The following is a 16800-nucleotide window of genomic DNA, read 5'->3' on the forward strand; positions in this document are numbered from 1 at the left end:
TTAGACAAATAAAAAGCCTGCTACTCCCTCTAATTTTGTATCTAAATCATAAGCATTAGATATGAAAACAATTTTAATCACAGGAGCTAGTTCAGGCTTCGGGAAACTACTTACGCAACAGCTCGCTCAAAAAGAACAATACCACATAGTAGCGACGATGCGAAACACAGACTCTTCTAACGCCACAGTAAAAAAGGAGTTAGAGGCACTTCCTAATGTTGAAGTCCTTTCTCTTGATGTTACTTCAGATGAAGAAGTACAACATGTAACTCAGAAGGTCGCTCAAAAATATAGCAGTATTGATATACTGATTAATAATGCTGGTGTATTTGGAGGTGGACTTTTGGAAGCACACAGTATTACACAAGTTCAGAAACTATTTGATGTAAATGTCTATGCTCCTCTCCGATTGATGAAAGCAGTACTCCCTTCAATGAGGCAACAACAAGACGGATTAATCATTAATTTATCCAGTATGTTAGGATTCTTTTCCATTCCATTGAATGCTGTTTACTGTGCCTCCAAATTTGCATTAGAAGCCTTGGTCTCTGGGTCCTATTCTGAGTTAATCTCTAAGGGAGTGGAAAACATCTTAGTTGAACCCGGCTCTTTCCCTACTGCACTTTACCAAAAATCAGGTATTAAAGCAGATCTGTCTGATGTCACTCTATCTTACGACGGGTGGGCGGAACAGATGACAGCGTATGCAAACCAAGCAGTATACAAAGCAATTCAAGAAAATCAACCTGATCCACAGGCTGTAGTTCAAAAAATTATCGATTTAATATCCATGGAAAAAGGGACCCGACCGATGCGTAACCCTATTGACCAAATATCGGGAGAAGACTTTGCTCAAAAAGTGGCACATGATATTGAATCACTGGCACAAACTCAAATGAAAGCTTACGGATTCTAACCCCAATAAAACGATGAAACTATATGTATTGTACGCTGGAGAGATTACCTGTACGGATCGATCTCAGCTGGATAGTAATTCTAACGATCAGAATGAAATCGAATTAGCCAACCCGATCTTTTTAATAGACCATCCCAAAGGTAAAGTAATGTGGGATGCTGGACTTTCAGACCATTTGATTGAAGTCGAAGAAGATATTGAGGCATGGATTTTCAAATTAAGAATGAAAAAAACTGTTCTCTCTCAATTAGAGGAAATTGGTGTACCTCCGAAGAGTATCGACTATTTCGCTTTCTCACATATCCATAATGATCATACGGGCAATGCCAATTATTTTAAATCAGCACAATTAGTGATGCAGGAAAAAGAGTATCACCTTGCTTTTCAGGCTGACCCACTACCCGTTAATTATAAGGACTATCAGGAGCTAAAAGATTCGAAAGTGACCAAACTTCATGGAGATTATGACCTATTTGGCGATGGAAAAATTCGATTTATATCGACACCGGGACATACTGCAGGACACCAATCATTATTACTAAAATTGGAGAAAACAGGAAGCATTCTGATTTCTGGCGACATTGCATACTACAAAGAAAATTACCAGAACAAAGGAATCCCCACCTTCAATTCTGATAAAAAAGAGAGTCTTGCTTCATTAGATAAAGTGCAAAGAATTCTAGATCAAGAAAATGCTCAATTATGGATACAACATGATAAAGCACATTTCGACTCACTTTCACTTAGTCCTAAATACTATGAATAAATGGAAAGTACATCTATGCTTGCTACACATTATTTGTTGTCTAACGCTTTCTTCTTTCACTATAAATAAACATCAAATGGAAATTGAAAATATCAAACACACTATTGAAAAGAATTATCTGCATGGAGCTTTTAATGCTACGGACATAAATGCCTTCAGAAATATATTTCACCCCGAATTTGCCATTATAAATATTCAAGAAAATGGCCGCTTTTTTCTCTTTACTCGCGATATGTGGGAAGGTGTATTACAAAAAAGACGATCTGACAAAACATTCGATTATGCTACTATTGCACTTCAGCCAAAATGGAGAAAAATAGATATTGAACAGGATAAAGCCAGTGTTACGCTAGACCTCTACAATGGAGAAAAACGAGTCTATACTGACTTTTTATTACTGACAAAGATTGACAATGAATGGAAGATTGTTTCTAAAATTTTCAACCAATATTAATTTACAGCGGCTCCTTCATTGGAGTCGCTAACTATAGATGATGAGAGCTTCTTTCTATCTTATTTTTTCAACATTAATGTGGGGGTTGAATTTTCACCTACTGAAAATTATGTTGAGTAGTGTTCATTTTCTTGAAGCAGGTTTTTGGCGGTATTTCCTAGGTACACTGGCACTCGGACTACTAGGCCACAGATCCCTTAATTCTTTCAAATGGGAAATACCCCAATTAAAAGGAATTGCTATAGTAGGTGTATTAGGATTATTTAGTTTCAACCTGTTTCTATTTATGGGAATGCAATACACTAACCCTATCAATGCTTCTTTGATCATGAGTTTAAACCCGTTAGCCACTCTTTTACTCGCTTATTTTTTTTCTAATTCGGTGATAAAGTATTATCAATTACTGGGTGGAGTGATCGGAATATTTGGAGTCATTTTTTTAATAAGTAAAGGTGATGTATTCCACCTTCAAGCTCTCCAATTTTCAAAAGGAGATACTTACATTTTTACCGCCATGCTATTGTCTTCTTGTTACCCTATTTGGATAAAGAAGTATGTCTCAAACATTTCAAGTCCTGTTTTCACCTTTGCCACCCATCTTATTTGTTTTATCGCTTTTATGATAGTTTCACCACTTTTTTCCCACTTCCAACCTTTCAATTATTCAATAAGATTCTGGCAAGCCACTTTATTGTTTGGCATCTTCGGAACAGCAATTACTTATGATAAATGGAACAAAGCTGTTCTAATTATTGGAGCTGAAAATGCTGCGGTATATATGAACCTTATTCCACTTTTTACAACTTTATTTGCTGTTGTTCTTGGGGCTGAAATTTATACATACCATTATATTTCAGGTGGGTTAATATCAACGGGTTTATTGATCACCCAACTTCCAATGTTAATACAGCGATACTTTTTCAATCACTAATCGTTACTCCAAAGAATTTTTAATCCCATTAGAAGAAAAGCTACCCCACTAAGCTGGTTCAGCCATATGCCTGCTTTTGGATTCGGTATTATTTTCTCTGCAAAGACACTGGCAAATAATGTGAGGGTGAGATACCAAATCATTCCAATAAAAGCATAGGTTATACCTAATATTAAAAAAGGCAATGGATTGTTTAATTCCTGTGGGTTAATAAACTGAGGAAAGAATGACAAAAAGAATAATGCGACTTTCGGATTTAAAGTATTTGTAAGCAAACCCGACCAGAAGTCATTTTTTGTTGATTGCTCATCCTGATAAACTGTTCTATCACCAAGAGATTTCTTATTAAAAAGTAACCGTATACCTTGAAACAAAAGGTAAGTTGCTCCTGCATATTTTATACATTGAAAAACATAAACTGACCTAGCAATAAGTAAAGACAAACCTAGAGCAGCACAAAAAGTATGTACTAATACACCTGAATTTATTCCCATTGTAGCATAAACACCAGATTTCTTTCCTTGACTGATAGTTTTATTCAACACAAAAGCTGTATCAATCCCTGGTGTAATAATAAAGATAAAGGCAGTAATCACAAACGCTGCTATATTCTCAATTCCCATAGTATTCTTTTTTAATGTTTCATCATTACTTATGGCAAAAGAACTGTTTTGATATCGAATAAAAAATACATATTTTTCATCAACTAATGCATAAATCGCAATTATTAATGACTATTCAGCAGATCAAATATTTTCTTGAATTAGCTAAAGAACTTCATTTTTGGAAGACAGCAGAAAAGGTATATCTCTCACAATCTTCCTTAAGTAGGCAAATTCAATCTTTGGAAGATGAATTAAATATCAAGCTTTTTGATAGAGACAAAAGGAATGTAAAACTGACTAATGCAGGAAATTTTCTTCAAACACAGTTAACAACAAAGATGAGAGAATTGGATCAGATCATTAGTCATGCTAAAAAAATCGACAGTGGTAATATTGGTGCCCTCTCAATTACTTACCCTGGATCAATTATTTACGATTACCTTCCTCAGTTTATCGAAAAGGTCAATCATAAATTACCTGAGTTAAAAGTCGAGTTAGCTGAACCTATGGACGAGAATCATGAAAAGTTATTGTTAGAATATAAGACAGATTTGGCATTTAGTAGAGATAAAATCAATAATGCAAATATTGAGTTTAAAAAACTCTACTCGGAACCTATATGTCTTGTAGTACCAAAAGGCCACCGACTTTGCAGTGAAGTAATAAATGGTTTAGAAAACGAAAAGTTTATCATTTCTGGTTTACACCGTTCCACTTTCTTTTCATCTATTCTTAGAGAATGGTTCTCTAAACACTCACTAGATCCTAAAATAGCCATAGAATCCGATTATGGCGGAATGATCTTAAGTTTAGTCTCAAAAGGGCTAGGTATTACCGTATTACCAAATTCATTTCAATCTGCACAAATAGAAAATGTTCACTTTATCGAGCTAGAAGAAACCATTGACCTCTTTATCAACTGGAGAAAAAACGAATTAAATAAAGTGGTTGAGAAAGTTGTTGCAATTGCAGAAGATATTGGGGCTACTATTCATTAAAAGATCTATCAACTAAATATGAGTATCAAATAGCTCTTTTATGTACGACTTTTACATTAAGTTTACTACACAGATTATCATCTTGTTTTGTATTACAATAAGCTATATCTTTAACTCATCTTTCAACAATCTAATTAACAGCAAACTAGAAATATCCAAGCAAGCTAACCTGTGAAAATAGTAGTTGAAGATATTAATCAATAAATGCAATAGTGTAATAACATAGATTTATGTAGATAAACACAATTGTGTTTACATAATGTTGTGCGTCATTACCGAAATAATTTAAATGGGGAAATATAAAGATTCAGATTGGTATTTAAAGTCTAGTAAAGAACTAATAATGAAATACGGAGATATTCCTCCACCTTGGATTTATGCTCCAAATTTTCATCCATATAGTATGGGGTGGAGAATGGGTGGCGGTGAGACACATATGATGATATTAAATGAATGGCTAGACCAAAAAGATTTGAATTTCGATGAACGTTTAAAGTATTTGCAAAAGTATCCTTGTCCAGCGCGATGGTATCAATGGATCATTTATTTTTTATGGAAAGTTGATTCCTATAAATTTGAAGAAACTGATTATATCCCATACTTTGAAAAACTTGAAAGTTTCGGATTTGATAATACTTCTGAATTTAAGAATGATTTTAATAGAGATGATTTAGACTAAATGAATGAAGGTACTAGAATAAAATTCTATTCAGAAAATGGGAAATACGGTGAATTTTCAAATTTTGCCCAGTTTCCTATTAAATTAAAAGGCAAGCTGTGGAAAACCACTGAGCATTACTTCCAAGCACAAAAATTTTCAGGTTCTGAATACGCAAACAAGATTAGAAAGGCTATTTCTCCCATGAAAGCTGCTGAATTAGGACGAACCCGAAAAGTAAAAATTAGACCAAATTGGGATAATATGAAAGACAATGTCATGTATGAAGCTTTGAAAGCAAAATTTACACAACATAAAGAACTTCAAGAGTTACTATTAAGTACAGAGGACAAAATACTGGTAGAACATACAGAAAATGATTCTTACTGGGGGGACGGTGGCAATGGACAAGGAAAAAACAGATTAGGTAAGTTACTAATGAAACTAAGAACTGAATTAAAATAAAACGAACGCACAACAATGGCTAAAAAATCATAGCTGCCCTGCGGGGCAGCAACGCTTTTTAGCCCAAACGTTGTGAGGAATGAAAATTTACATATGACAGACGAAAATAACACATCTAAAAAAGCTAAATATGACCTTGGTATAGGTTTAGGGATTTTTATCATTTCTACTCTAATTGGATACTTTTTTAACAGCTATATGAGCAAGGATGATATTAACATTGAAAACGTTGAAATAATACCTGAATATCACAGATTTAATTTTAATCGTAAATTATTCTCTGAAATAGAAACGCTTAAAGAGACATCTTTCATGTTTGGAGGAAGAATAATGCAAGAGTACCCTGATGAATTAAATGAGAATTATAAAGCAATACTTCTAAGTCAACTGAAAAGAGACCTCAGCAAAGCAAATGCAAAACTAACTCAACTAAATAAACTTAAGCAAAATATCGAAACAGGAGATATCCTAATAGAATCACAAAGTTTGATTAATTTTTATCCTACCTATCAAAATCAAAAACCAACAAAAGAGAAGCTATTAAAACAAGTGGATTATAAAATCGCTTCCATAACTCGACTACAAGAGAAAGAAAAAGCATTACTAAATGAAATCAGACAGTTTAGAAAATCAAGAAATGGAAAGTGTAAGATATCTATAACATTTTTAAATTCTGGAAATACTGATGGATTGGTGAAACCTGAAGCAAAGCTAATTATTAAACCTTATGATGAACCCATAGCAATAAAGGTGTTAGACAGTGAAGAGAATAATCAGTTATCTCCCTACTTCCCTGTTTCTCAAAGTTCACCAAAAGTCTCAACTGCTATTCCTAAACGTTCTATGGTCAACTTAAAATTTCAAATAGTTGAAGATGAGGTGGGAAAAAAAAGAATACTTGAGGATTTACAACAAATGTTAATCAAAAAACAAAATTTCAGGTGTAAAGTAAGAATCACCGACTTTAGAAATGATGAATACGAATCAAATTTTTACCTTCAACTCTGAAATAAAAACTCCTCACAACAAGGCGTATGACTACATGCCGTGTCACAGGGTTACGATAAGTTTGTACTTATCTACTAGCCCCGCGAATTCTTCGAATTCGAAAAGTGTAAGAACAAAATACCTCGCGAATTCAAAGAATTCGCTACTTTGAAAACTGAAACGAACTACTGATAAAACACGTCACAGAGCATACACAGAATGTTGCTAGCAATACAAAAAATGAAACATCAAACAATCATATTAACGATTATCCTATTGACTTTGTCGACATTTCATGTCAAAGCAGACAGTTGGACTGACCCTGACTGGAAAGAAATGATTGATAGTTCGGATGTAATTGCATTAATTGAATACGCATCCGAAGGAGACTTTCGAGCCAAAGCTAGACCTCTGACCATCTACAAGGGAAAGCTAAACACAAAGGAAATTTGGATTTCAGGGTTCAGCAATAGATATGGACCTATTGACAAAATGAGTCCAGGAGACAAGTACATTGTTTTTCTCAATTTCTATGAACCAACTGAGAGAGCTCTTGAGTATTGGAAGGAACAGATTAAAGAACAACCCGAGTTGAATGATTACTATGAAGCACTCAAAACAGGAAATGCCTATTATGTTTGGACACCAACATCTGGAGACCTAAGAGTTAAAGGAAAAACTGTCCAATACGACTTGCTACAAACATCATATTACAGCAAACAAAATTATTATCCGCTTGCTGAGTTTGAAACATTTTTGAAAGCCACTTCCCAGACTAAAAATTCTAAATTTCATGAAGAGTTATTGAAAAAGGTAAAAACAAATGCAACCAAGGAGATCTCTGCACAATACTTAATGACGTTGTACCTAAGTTCATTTAAGACTTACGACCCAGTCTTTCAAACAATAGCCAACGAGCAGAAACCAGAACCTTGTTATGCACTTGCTCAACTGCTTGGTGAAGTTAAAGACGAAAAGTCAAGAGATATATTGGTACAACTACTCGACATTAAGAACAGCATTGTTCAAGGAGAAGTAGTAAGACAGCTTTCAGATGAAGACCCTGAATTTATTGGTCCAATTCTTCTTGCCCATTTAGATTCTGCTGGAGAAGGCGGTATTTATCCTTCCAATATAATGGATCCAGGAATGAACAGAGTAGACGGTGGTAAAATTGAAATAATTAAAACGCTAGGTAAACTACAATATAAGCCAGCTGCAAAGGAACTATTGCCTTTACTTAATACCGACAACGAATATTTATTCAAATTGACAATTGAGGTTCTGCAAGAACTTGGCTCTAGAGATTACATCCCCTATATCAATGAACATTTAGAAAAAGGTTCTCGTGATTTAATTTTAGACATTTGCTATATAATTACAGATAATAATCTAGAAGAATGTATTCCTTCATTAATGAAGTTTGTCTCTACACACGACAAGTCCATTCATCCAAGCATGGAGTATTCTATATCCAAATATTCAGGCCTAGCTCATTTTCCAACTGACACCGTGAAAGAATTTCTTTATTCTGATTTTCTATCTGTATTAGAAATGGAGAGTGGTGGAACAATTGATAACAAGATGGATTGGGTCAAAGAATATATAGACGTCTTTACTGAATTAGATATTTTAAGGGCAAAAGAACAACTGTATGACTTCATGTATAACTATTATGGATTCAATTATGATTTCAAGCTGAATTCAAAAATGTTTGAACAAAAGAAAATTAAGGAAGACTCCATTTCAAGAGCAATTAAAGAGGTGGTTATTGGTGATAGCATTAAATCAGTCGAAGTGCTGGCTCTTATAAAGAAGAATCAAAACCAATTTGACATTGAAAATTATTCAGCAAGAGTTAAGGTGTCTAATTCAGATCAGTTCGATATGTTATTTTCCAAACTTGAATTAAATGGGTTTTCTAAGGATCACATATTGATGACTTCTGGAAGCTATACGTATACCCATGGAGCATTGGAAATTAGAAGATTTGGTGATGGACTGATGACGAAATTCTTAAACTACATTACAATTTCTCCTGACACAAAGGACATTGAATTTTTGAAAAATTTAAAGGCATATAAATATTACTCATCTGACTACGATTTAAGAAAACTGGATGAAGCAATAGAAAAAGCCGAAAATAACTTAAATAAATAAAGCACATACTGGCAACAATGGCTGAAAAATCATAGCTGACCTGCGGGACAGCAACACTTTTTAGCCGAGAGGTTAGAGCATATTATATATAATACTCTTAATCAATACTCAATAAAATAGAAGTAGATTTTTTTATGAACAAAAAAATGAGAACAATTAAAACCTATTTTTTTATCGCTTTTCTTCTATTCACTTGTAATATTCTTTATGGACAAGATGATCAAATATATGAAGAAGTAGCAGTACCTGCGGAATATGAAGGAGGTATGGGAAAGTTTTATAAATGGGCAATTCAAGAATTAAAGTATCCGAAAGATGCACTAGAATCAAGAGTAGAAGGAAAGGTTTATGTGAAATTTATTATAGATGAAAAAGGTCAAGTTATTGATGATTCAATAGAAGTAGTTAGGGGTTTAAATGAATCATGTAATAATGAAGCTATTAGAATATTATCAGCATGTTCGACATGGACACCTGCTAGAACACATAAAAATAAAAAGAAAGGACATAATGTTAAACAAAGAATGGTTTTACCGATACCATTTAAGCTTCCTAACAATTAAAACATGCTCTAACAATAGCAAAACTCCATCTACCGGGTGACGCACCCGCTGGTCGTAGTTTAGCCATTACTTTGTAATGGATTGATTAACTATCACATAGAATTAAGAAAGATAAAATATGAGATTATTCCTTTTCTGTTTATTTTTTATTGGTTTATACATTCAAGCTACAGCTCAAAAAGTAGACACTCAAACAGAGATCATTGAGTTAGCTACTATATTCCACAACAATCATGTAAAAGGCTCACCTGATGAATCTACACTTGAAAAACTCAAAAATATCAAGTCAAAAGAATTAGTTTTCTCTAAGAAGTTTATTTTAGAAATCATTACAGAACAAAATTCAATTATCTCAGAACCCTTTTTAACAAAACCAGACACTACAGATCTTAAAAATATTTACATTATTTCTCGACTGAATCATAAAATGTTCGGATCCGAAAATGTGTCTTTATTTGACGAATTAGCTATTCTAAGAGCCGAAAAAACGCCTTATAATGAATTAGTCAATTTTTACTATGATTTGATTTTTAGTTTAGCTGAAAACAAGAATAAGGGATTGACTTTTGAAAAAATAAATTTTAATCTAGATGAATTCAACCTATCTAATGACGTTGAAAAAGGGATATTCTTTTTAAATTGTATGAATATATATTACTCTGGAATTAAATTTTTTATGGATTATAATAAACCTCCTAAGATGAAAGAGGCAAAAGAGTATATTAATAAGTATCCTAAATTTAATGGAAAAGAATATTACAATTATAAATCTTTAGCTTTTCAGGACTTTGTGTTTAGACTTGACAAAAGAAAACCAAAAGAAAGCTTTAAACAGCATTATATTAATATATATCTGCAAGTCCTTTTTTATAACTATGTACTCCTAGTTGATGCCAATGATCATGAACAAACAGAGTTATATGAGCACTCCATTTTATCACAAAAGGAATATTGGAAGTTTTCCACTGAACCAGAGGTATTTGAAGAACTATATAAGATGACAAATTAAACGCATTACAACATCAACTAAACACCAATCACGGTTGACTCAACTGCTCACGTAGTTTAGTAATCACGTTGTAGGTTATTAAAAACATGAAGATTATTATTATCATACTTTTTCTTTTCGGGACGATGAAATCTAACGCTCAATCATACAGTGAGACAGATTCATTGTACCTGATAGCATTTGAAAAATATTCAATTCAGTTGGATTCATTTTACACTAAATACTCAGAAAATAACGAACAGTATTCGATGATATTTATTGAGAGAACTGATTTGATTAAAAACGTTCCTGATAGCATTGGAGAAAGAAAAATTGTCACCCTAAATAATAAAAATCTAAAAGAGGTTTACAAGAGATATGCTTGGAAGTTAATTCAATTGAAAGTCTTTCCGATTGAAATTAAAAAAGGACAAATTGAAATTACTTTCATTCCTTATCATGGTGAGATGGATAAGAAAGGAAAACTTAATCTTGGATTAAGTGGTTGGACAAATATTTATTTTCAATATGATTGTAATCAAAAGAAATGGATTTATGATAGAACTGAAAACGGGGGAATATGAAAACAATCTACAACACTATGTGAAATGCATTAAAAATGCTTTTTACATTAAACGTTGTACCACATTTAAAATGAGAAAAGTATTATTCATATTAACAGTTCAACTAATATCAACCCTAGTTTTTGGGCAGGATAAAGACTCAATATATTCAACTCCTCTACTAGACAATTATGTCAACCGTTGTATTGAAGGTCTAGAACCAATAGAATATTTGAAAATTAATAACTACTCAAAGGGGTTAGACTTTTGTAACTTGGCATCTTGTTTAACATTTTTAGAAGCATATGACCAAGACTCTCTTCTTAATCAAGCCATTTTTGAACGATTAAGGCAAATAGCTCAAGAGTTTTATATTGAAGGAACTCCTATTCTAATATTGGGATACTCAATGAATAGTGTTGAATTAAGTGAGAGTTTAAATAAGAAAGAAGATTCCTATGGGATAACATATGTTAGCTTAGGTAATTCTTGTATCTCTTTTGGTTCTTTTGATAAAGGCGTCGAAGAATTTAATAAAGAGACAAGAATTTTGGTAAACTATCAAGACTCTAACGATGAAAATATAGAGAATAAGAAAAAAGAAAAACGTAGTACAACAAAAAATAAAAACCATTGAAAACGTTTTTTATTTAAACGTAACTAATAAAAATGAGAAATTTACTTGTTCAATATATTTCAAAATTTATAGATCTAAGTCAAGATGAAATAGATGCTATGAACCAATACATCCCAATTAAAACATTTAAAAAAGGAACTGTAATCATTAGAGAAGGAGAAGTTTGTGACGTTTGTTATTTTAATTTAAAAGGTCTTGTAAGACAGTATAGAACAATAGAAGGCGAAGAAAAAACTACTTTTTTTTATACTGAGGAACAACCTCTGAATACCATAAAAAGCGTGATGGAAAAATCACCTTCACTTTATTCCCTTTCCTGTTTAGAAGACACAACATTGGCAATTGGAACAACAGAAGTTGAACAAGACTTTTTTGAAAGATTCCCTCAATTTGAAACACTTGGAAGGTTGCTTACTGAGCAAAATAACGGTAAGCTTTTGGAGTCATTTGAGAATTTTAAACTACAAAGCCCAGAGGAACGGTATTTCGATTTACTCCAAAAAAAACCATCGCTAATACAGCGGGTAGCACAATATCATCTAGCAAGTTATTTAGGGATGACACCTGAGTCTTTGAGTAGAATTAGAAAAAGAACCGCTTCAAAGCCCTAATCGTTTTTAATTCCTTTTATCAACAACCATAAACAAAAGGAAAACTCTCCTATCATGGCAACCATCAACCCGGGATACGAAAGTGATTTATATTCCGGGTTTATGAAATAGATCAAAAATTCAATTAGATGTCCAAAACAAGATAACATCAGCAGAATACCTATGATACTTGGGAATTTCCTAGATTTCCAAACCAAATACCCTAAAGGAAGAAGCCATAAACCAAAAAATATTTGAGCCGTAAGATACATATATAAATGTTTTGTTAGTGAAAACATCACATGTGTATGCAGGTCCAGTTGGCTCCAAGCAAGAAATTCGTTCGTCAGTAATAGTATAGCAGAAAATTGGTAAAATGTACTCACGCAAAGTAAAACTGAACTTGTCAGGGTAAACAGTAAAAACAATAATGACAATGTTCGATTATATTTTGTAAAAATGGAATGAAGTACTACTGCCAATAAGATGTAGCAAACAATCATAACAAAATCACTCAAGACTCCTAATCTGAATACAAGTTCTGAACTAAGGATGTTAGCAACCGTTTGACTTATGTTTCCTTCAACAATTACAATTGAACGGATGTATTCAGATGAACTACCAAATAGAATAACAAGTAGGTAAAAAATACCTGCAATTCGAGCTCTCCTCTTTATGGAATTATTTTTTACTATTTCAATCATTTTTACTCAGTTGATTTATGCGTTTTAGTATATCTATAGGGCCTTGAGGAAAAAATGCTTTTAACATAAAGTTGGGGACATTCACAGCAGGTGAAATTTTTGCCGTTGTATTTATCTCGACTTTACCGCTAACAAGCTTTTTAATTGTGAAAGTCATGCTATAATCAGTCAGACGATTTACCCCTAACGATCTGTAAGACGAAGGACTTGCTTCTATTTGGAATGTAGCTTTCTGATTATTTATACTAGAAATCATAAAGGCTACACAATCCGAATTTTTAAATGGCCAAGTGGGCTCAAAAAAATAGTATATCAGTGATTTATTTTCTGAAATAGAATCGAGTAATCTACTCTCTTTCTCATTGATTATTATTTTATGGTTTACTACGTTTTTTAGGATGTGTACACACCTTTCAAAATCAACATCGAATTGAGTCGTCGCTTCGTACTCAAGAAATTTTTTCTTATCTGATTCACTTTTAACAGAATATACCTTACTCTTTACCAAAAAATTTCCATCTCTCGAAGTTTGAACTTTCCAATCAGTTTTAGTTTGAGAAAAAGCTGGTAGTGTAAGAAAGGCTATAGTTATTAAAGTTAAAATTCTGCACTGATTCATATTTTTATACTGCATTTGTTGTTTGACAAAGAAATATCCTTTTCAACAAACAAGTGATTGACTTAAGTTAAGAAAGTAAAAAAGCTATAACATACTGTATAAGTAATAGCTCCGTTCCGCTACCTAGAAAAGTCAGTGCATTTTAGTATTTTTCAACTAAATAGGTTCTATGGTTGGTTTTACACGCTACTACTCATACATGGGATGTAGGGCATTTGAAAAACCGCAAGAATCGGGTTTCATTACGTTTTGAGAATTGAGAATTTTGTCAAAACATTTAAAAGGAATTAATATGCAATTTGATTTTGACAAAAAACAGAGAAAAGAAATACTCAAAACAGTTTCTGAAAAGTTGGAGAACTATTATAGCTCAACAAAAGATTTTAAAACCAATCCTGATTTGAACATAAAAGAAATCAGAGAATCTATACTTACTAAAGAATTAGCGAATGGCATTAGACCAGATAAAGCAATCGAGCATGTGATAAAAGGACTTGAGACCTTTTCAGTTCATACACCGCATCCTAAGTATTTTGGGCTGTTCAATCCACGTTCTAATTATGCAGGAATTATCGCTGACTTAATCACTGCTACTTATAACCCCCAATTAGCAGCTTGGAGCCATGCCCCTTTTGCCGTTGAAGTAGAGGAGTTAATAATTAAGGAATTTGCTAATAAATTTGGATACGATGGAAATGCAGATGGTGTTTTTACAACAGGAGGAGCTGAAGCCAATCTTACAGCTATGCTCTGTGCTTTGAACCATAAATACCCACACTTTGCTAAAGATGGAGCATTTGGTTTGGACAAAAAGCCTGTTGTGTTTTGTTCAGCAGAGGCTCACCACTCAATTCAAAAAGCCGCAAAAGTTGTTGGAATTGGGTACAGTCTTGTAGAAGTAATTCCAGTTACAGATGAATTAAAGCTGGACACAGAGATTTTACAGCAAAAACTAAATGAACTTGACCCATCAGTTTATTCGCCATTAATGATTATTGGAACTGCAGGAACTACTGGGACAGGTACAATTGACGAACTGAATCAGCTAAGTTCCATTTGCAAAAAGAACAACATTTGGTTTCATGTCGATGCAGCTTATGGAGGAGGAGCAATTTTAAGTCAGGATTTGAAGCACCAATTAACAGGTATCGAAAAGTCTGATTCTATTACTTTTGATGCTCATAAATGGATGTCAGTTCCAATGGGAACAAGTATCTTTTTGACATCGAAAAATGACATTCTTGGTAAAACATTCAGAATTACAACAGAATATATGCCTAAAGAGGCAGATAAACTTACAATTACTGAACCCTTTACACATTCTATTCAATGGTCGAGAAGATTCATTGGTTTAAAAGTATATCTTTCACTACTATTTTATGGTTGGCATGGATATGAACAAACCATCAATCATCAGGCAGAGATGGGGCAGTATTTGAGAAATAAGTTATTAAAAAGTGGTTGGCTTATAAAAAACTATACAGGCTTGCCAGTTGTGTGTTTTACAAAAGAAGATTTTGAAACAGATTCAAATTTCACAAAAGAATTATTGGATAAGGTTTTAGCAAAAGGTAAATCATGGTTATCTGTTTACCCTATAAAAGGAATACCTACTTTTAGGGCTTGTATTACAAACTATAATACTACTGAAAAGGAAATCGATGAATTGGTTGATGAACTAAATGAAGAATTTACAGCCTATGTTGGACAATAAAACACATCAATATAATAAAATTGCAGAGGCTATTGCATTTATAGATGATAACCATAAAGTACAGCCGTCTTTAGACACAATAGCTGAACATGTAAACTTAAGCCCTTTTCATTTTCAGCGTCTATTCAAGGAATGGGTAGGAATTAGTCCGAAAAAATATTTGAAATTTATCAGTTCAAGTTATGCAAAGAGTTTACTCAGAAAAAAAGAAAGCAACCTATTTGATACAGCTTTCGAAATAGGCTTATCTGGAACAGGAAGGCTTCACGACATGTTTGTAACGATTGAGGGTATGACTCCTGGAGAATATAAAAACGGTGGTTCAAGCCTTATAATCAATTATAGTTTTGCGGAAACTCCTTTTGGCGAAATCATAGTAGCAGCCACCAACAAAGGAATCTGCCATATGGCATTTAGCGAGAATAATGTATTAGCATTCGAGGAGTTACAAGGCATTTTCCCGAATGCAACATTCAATCAAAAAGTAGATAAATTTCAACAAGACGCTTTATTTATTTTCCGTAATGACTGGACTAATCTTAGTGAAATAAAATTACATTTGAAAGGAACAAAATTTCAATTGAAAGTTTGGGAAGCATTGTTATCCATTCCTTATGGAAATCTCTCTACTTATGGAGAAATAGCAGAAGCGATTCAGCATCCAAAAGCATCAAGAGCAGTGGGAACTGCAATAGGAAACAATCCGATAGCCTACCTGATTCCATGTCATAGAGTAATTCAAAAATCGGGAAATATTGGTGGCTATCATTGGAATCCGACAAGAAAGAAAGCTATGATAGGTTGGGAAGCTTCAATATTGGAAAATGAATAAAAACGCCCTAGAACATTTTGTATAAGTAATGCAGGCAAAGTGCTAAATTTCAAGGTTTGTAGCCCTCTCAAACATAGTAGTGGTTTGACAGAAAACTACCACGCAATTTGCCACTACTCATACAATTTACCGTAAACCATCATTTAATGCAAACACACATAATGAAGTTAAATCCTCTAATTATAGCATTTGTTCTGACTCTTGTTTCGATTCAATTGACAGCTCAAAATTTCAAAAAAATAACTACTTCTTGTGACCTCAATTATCATGAAGGAGACACCTTAACAATCAAAGGAAAATTTAGTAGTTGTATGGAATACTCTAGTTTTGAAACCATTAAAACTGACTCTTGCTCATCAAGTTTTCAAATGGAATTGAACTTTAAAGAGATTTCTGAAAATCAAAAATTAACATCCAATTTTCATAAGTTAAGTGGAAGGTGTGGTGGATATTTCAACTTGACCCTAACAGGAATTCTAAAAAAAGAGAGCAAAAATGGTTATGGTCATCTAGGGACAAACAATACTGAATTTGTTGTAATTGCTGTAGAGAAAATAGGGAATCTAAAATTTTCTAAACTAGAATAAAACGGTTTACAACATCAGCTAAGACAGCAAGTCTCAGGCGACGTACCCTTGCTCGCAGTTTAG

20 protein-coding genes are annotated in these 16800 nt (G+C 33.2%); 17 read left to right on the forward strand and 3 right to left on the reverse strand.

What is annotated here, in order from left to right:
- The first annotated feature begins 61 nt into the window (after window positions 1-61).
- The 4 genes from QL232_RS00910 to QL232_RS00925 are packed head-to-tail and all read left to right on the forward strand — an operon-like array spanning window position 62 to window position 3067.
- Window positions 62-916 carry an SDR family oxidoreductase gene (locus tag QL232_RS00910; RefSeq protein ID WP_281612651.1) on the forward strand — a complete coding sequence of 285 codons (855 nt, stop codon included), beginning with the start codon at window positions 62-64 and terminating at the stop codon, window positions 914-916.
- A gap of 13 nt (window positions 917-929) precedes the next feature.
- Window positions 930-1682, forward strand: a complete 753-nt coding sequence (locus tag QL232_RS00915) for an N-acyl homoserine lactonase family protein (RefSeq protein ID WP_281612652.1) — start codon at window positions 930-932, stop codon at window positions 1680-1682.
- Entirely contained in the window at window positions 1675-2136 is a 462-nt protein-coding gene (locus QL232_RS00920) for a nuclear transport factor 2 family protein (RefSeq protein WP_281612653.1), read from the forward strand. Before QL232_RS00915 ends, QL232_RS00920 begins: the two co-directional genes overlap by 8 nt.
- 40 nt (window positions 2137-2176) lie before the next feature.
- Window positions 2177-3067, forward strand: coding sequence for a DMT family transporter (locus tag QL232_RS00925; protein WP_281613270.1), 891 nt, complete (start codon window positions 2177-2179; stop codon window positions 3065-3067).
- On the opposite strand, the gene QL232_RS00930 is transcribed toward QL232_RS00925, so the two are convergent.
- The gene (locus QL232_RS00930) at window positions 3064-3690 is read right to left on the reverse strand and encodes a LysE family translocator (protein WP_281612654.1); all 627 of its coding nucleotides are present in this window, start codon (window positions 3688-3690) and stop codon (window positions 3064-3066) included. The two genes, QL232_RS00925 and QL232_RS00930, sit on opposite strands and share 4 nt — an antisense overlap.
- Window positions 3691-3776: 86 nt before the next feature.
- Between QL232_RS00930 and QL232_RS00935 the strand changes: the two genes are divergently transcribed.
- The 10 genes from QL232_RS00935 to QL232_RS00980 all read left to right on the forward strand — a co-directional run bounded on the left by QL232_RS00935 (window position 3777) and on the right by QL232_RS00980 (window position 12302).
- Window positions 3777-4670, forward strand: a complete 894-nt coding sequence (locus QL232_RS00935; RefSeq protein WP_281612655.1) for a LysR substrate-binding domain-containing protein — start codon at window positions 3777-3779, stop codon at window positions 4668-4670.
- 289 nt (window positions 4671-4959) lie between these two features.
- Window positions 4960-5349 (forward strand): hypothetical protein, encoded by a 390-nt coding sequence (locus QL232_RS00940; protein ID WP_281612656.1) that lies wholly within the window; start codon window positions 4960-4962, stop codon window positions 5347-5349.
- Window positions 5350-5793, forward strand: coding sequence for an NADAR family protein (locus QL232_RS00945; RefSeq protein WP_168885806.1), 444 nt, complete (start codon window positions 5350-5352; stop codon window positions 5791-5793).
- A 93-nt stretch (window positions 5794-5886) separates the two neighbouring features.
- Window positions 5887-6801 carry a hypothetical protein gene (locus QL232_RS00950; RefSeq protein ID WP_281612657.1) on the forward strand — a complete coding sequence of 305 codons (915 nt, stop codon included), beginning with the start codon at window positions 5887-5889 and terminating at the stop codon, window positions 6799-6801.
- Window positions 6802-7020: 219 nt separating this feature from the next.
- Window positions 7021-8940, forward strand: a complete 1920-nt coding sequence (locus tag QL232_RS00955; RefSeq protein ID WP_281612658.1) for a hypothetical protein — start codon at window positions 7021-7023, stop codon at window positions 8938-8940.
- A gap of 146 nt (window positions 8941-9086) precedes the next feature.
- Complete coding sequence (locus tag QL232_RS00960; protein WP_281612659.1) at window positions 9087-9503, forward strand: energy transducer TonB; 417 nt, start codon at window positions 9087-9089, stop codon at window positions 9501-9503.
- A gap of 118 nt (window positions 9504-9621) precedes the next feature.
- Complete coding sequence (locus QL232_RS00965; protein WP_281612660.1) at window positions 9622-10512, forward strand: hypothetical protein; 891 nt, start codon at window positions 9622-9624, stop codon at window positions 10510-10512.
- Between the two features lie 86 nt (window positions 10513-10598).
- A complete protein-coding gene (locus QL232_RS00970) occupies window positions 10599-11075 on the forward strand; it encodes a hypothetical protein (RefSeq protein ID WP_281612661.1) in 477 nt (158 codons plus the stop codon).
- Between the two features lie 70 nt (window positions 11076-11145).
- Complete coding sequence (locus tag QL232_RS00975; RefSeq protein ID WP_281612662.1) at window positions 11146-11691, forward strand: hypothetical protein; 546 nt, start codon at window positions 11146-11148, stop codon at window positions 11689-11691.
- A 32-nt stretch (window positions 11692-11723) separates the two neighbouring features.
- Window positions 11724-12302, forward strand: coding sequence for a Crp/Fnr family transcriptional regulator (locus QL232_RS00980; protein WP_281612663.1), 579 nt, complete (start codon window positions 11724-11726; stop codon window positions 12300-12302).
- On the opposite strand, the gene QL232_RS00985 is transcribed toward QL232_RS00980, so the two are convergent.
- A complete protein-coding gene (locus QL232_RS00985; protein WP_281612664.1) occupies window positions 12299-12985 on the reverse strand; it encodes a DUF4386 domain-containing protein in 687 nt (228 codons plus the stop codon). The two genes, QL232_RS00980 and QL232_RS00985, sit on opposite strands and share 4 nt — an antisense overlap.
- The gene (locus QL232_RS00990) at window positions 12978-13619 is read right to left on the reverse strand and encodes a hypothetical protein (protein WP_281612665.1); all 642 of its coding nucleotides are present in this window, start codon (window positions 13617-13619) and stop codon (window positions 12978-12980) included. Before QL232_RS00990 ends, QL232_RS00985 begins: the two co-directional genes overlap by 8 nt.
- 277 nt (window positions 13620-13896) lie before the next feature.
- Here QL232_RS00990 and QL232_RS00995 point away from each other — a divergent pair, with 277 nt between their 5' ends.
- The 3 genes from QL232_RS00995 to QL232_RS01005 all read left to right on the forward strand — a co-directional run bounded on the left by QL232_RS00995 (window position 13897) and on the right by QL232_RS01005 (window position 16737).
- Entirely contained in the window at window positions 13897-15318 is a 1422-nt protein-coding gene (locus tag QL232_RS00995) for an aminotransferase class V-fold PLP-dependent enzyme (protein ID WP_281612666.1), read from the forward strand.
- Window positions 15287-16150 (forward strand): methylated-DNA--[protein]-cysteine S-methyltransferase, encoded by an 864-nt coding sequence (locus tag QL232_RS01000; protein WP_281612667.1) that lies wholly within the window; start codon window positions 15287-15289, stop codon window positions 16148-16150. The genes QL232_RS00995 and QL232_RS01000 overlap by 32 nt, the downstream gene beginning before the upstream one ends.
- 161 nt (window positions 16151-16311) lie before the next feature.
- A complete protein-coding gene (locus QL232_RS01005; protein ID WP_281612668.1) occupies window positions 16312-16737 on the forward strand; it encodes a hypothetical protein in 426 nt (141 codons plus the stop codon).
- Window positions 16738-16800: the final 63 nt, after the last annotated feature.

It is taken from the genome of Flammeovirga sp. SubArs3, assembly GCF_947387565.1.
GTDB classification, from domain to species: Bacteria; Bacteroidota; Bacteroidia; order Cytophagales; family Flammeovirgaceae; genus Flammeovirga; species Flammeovirga agarivorans.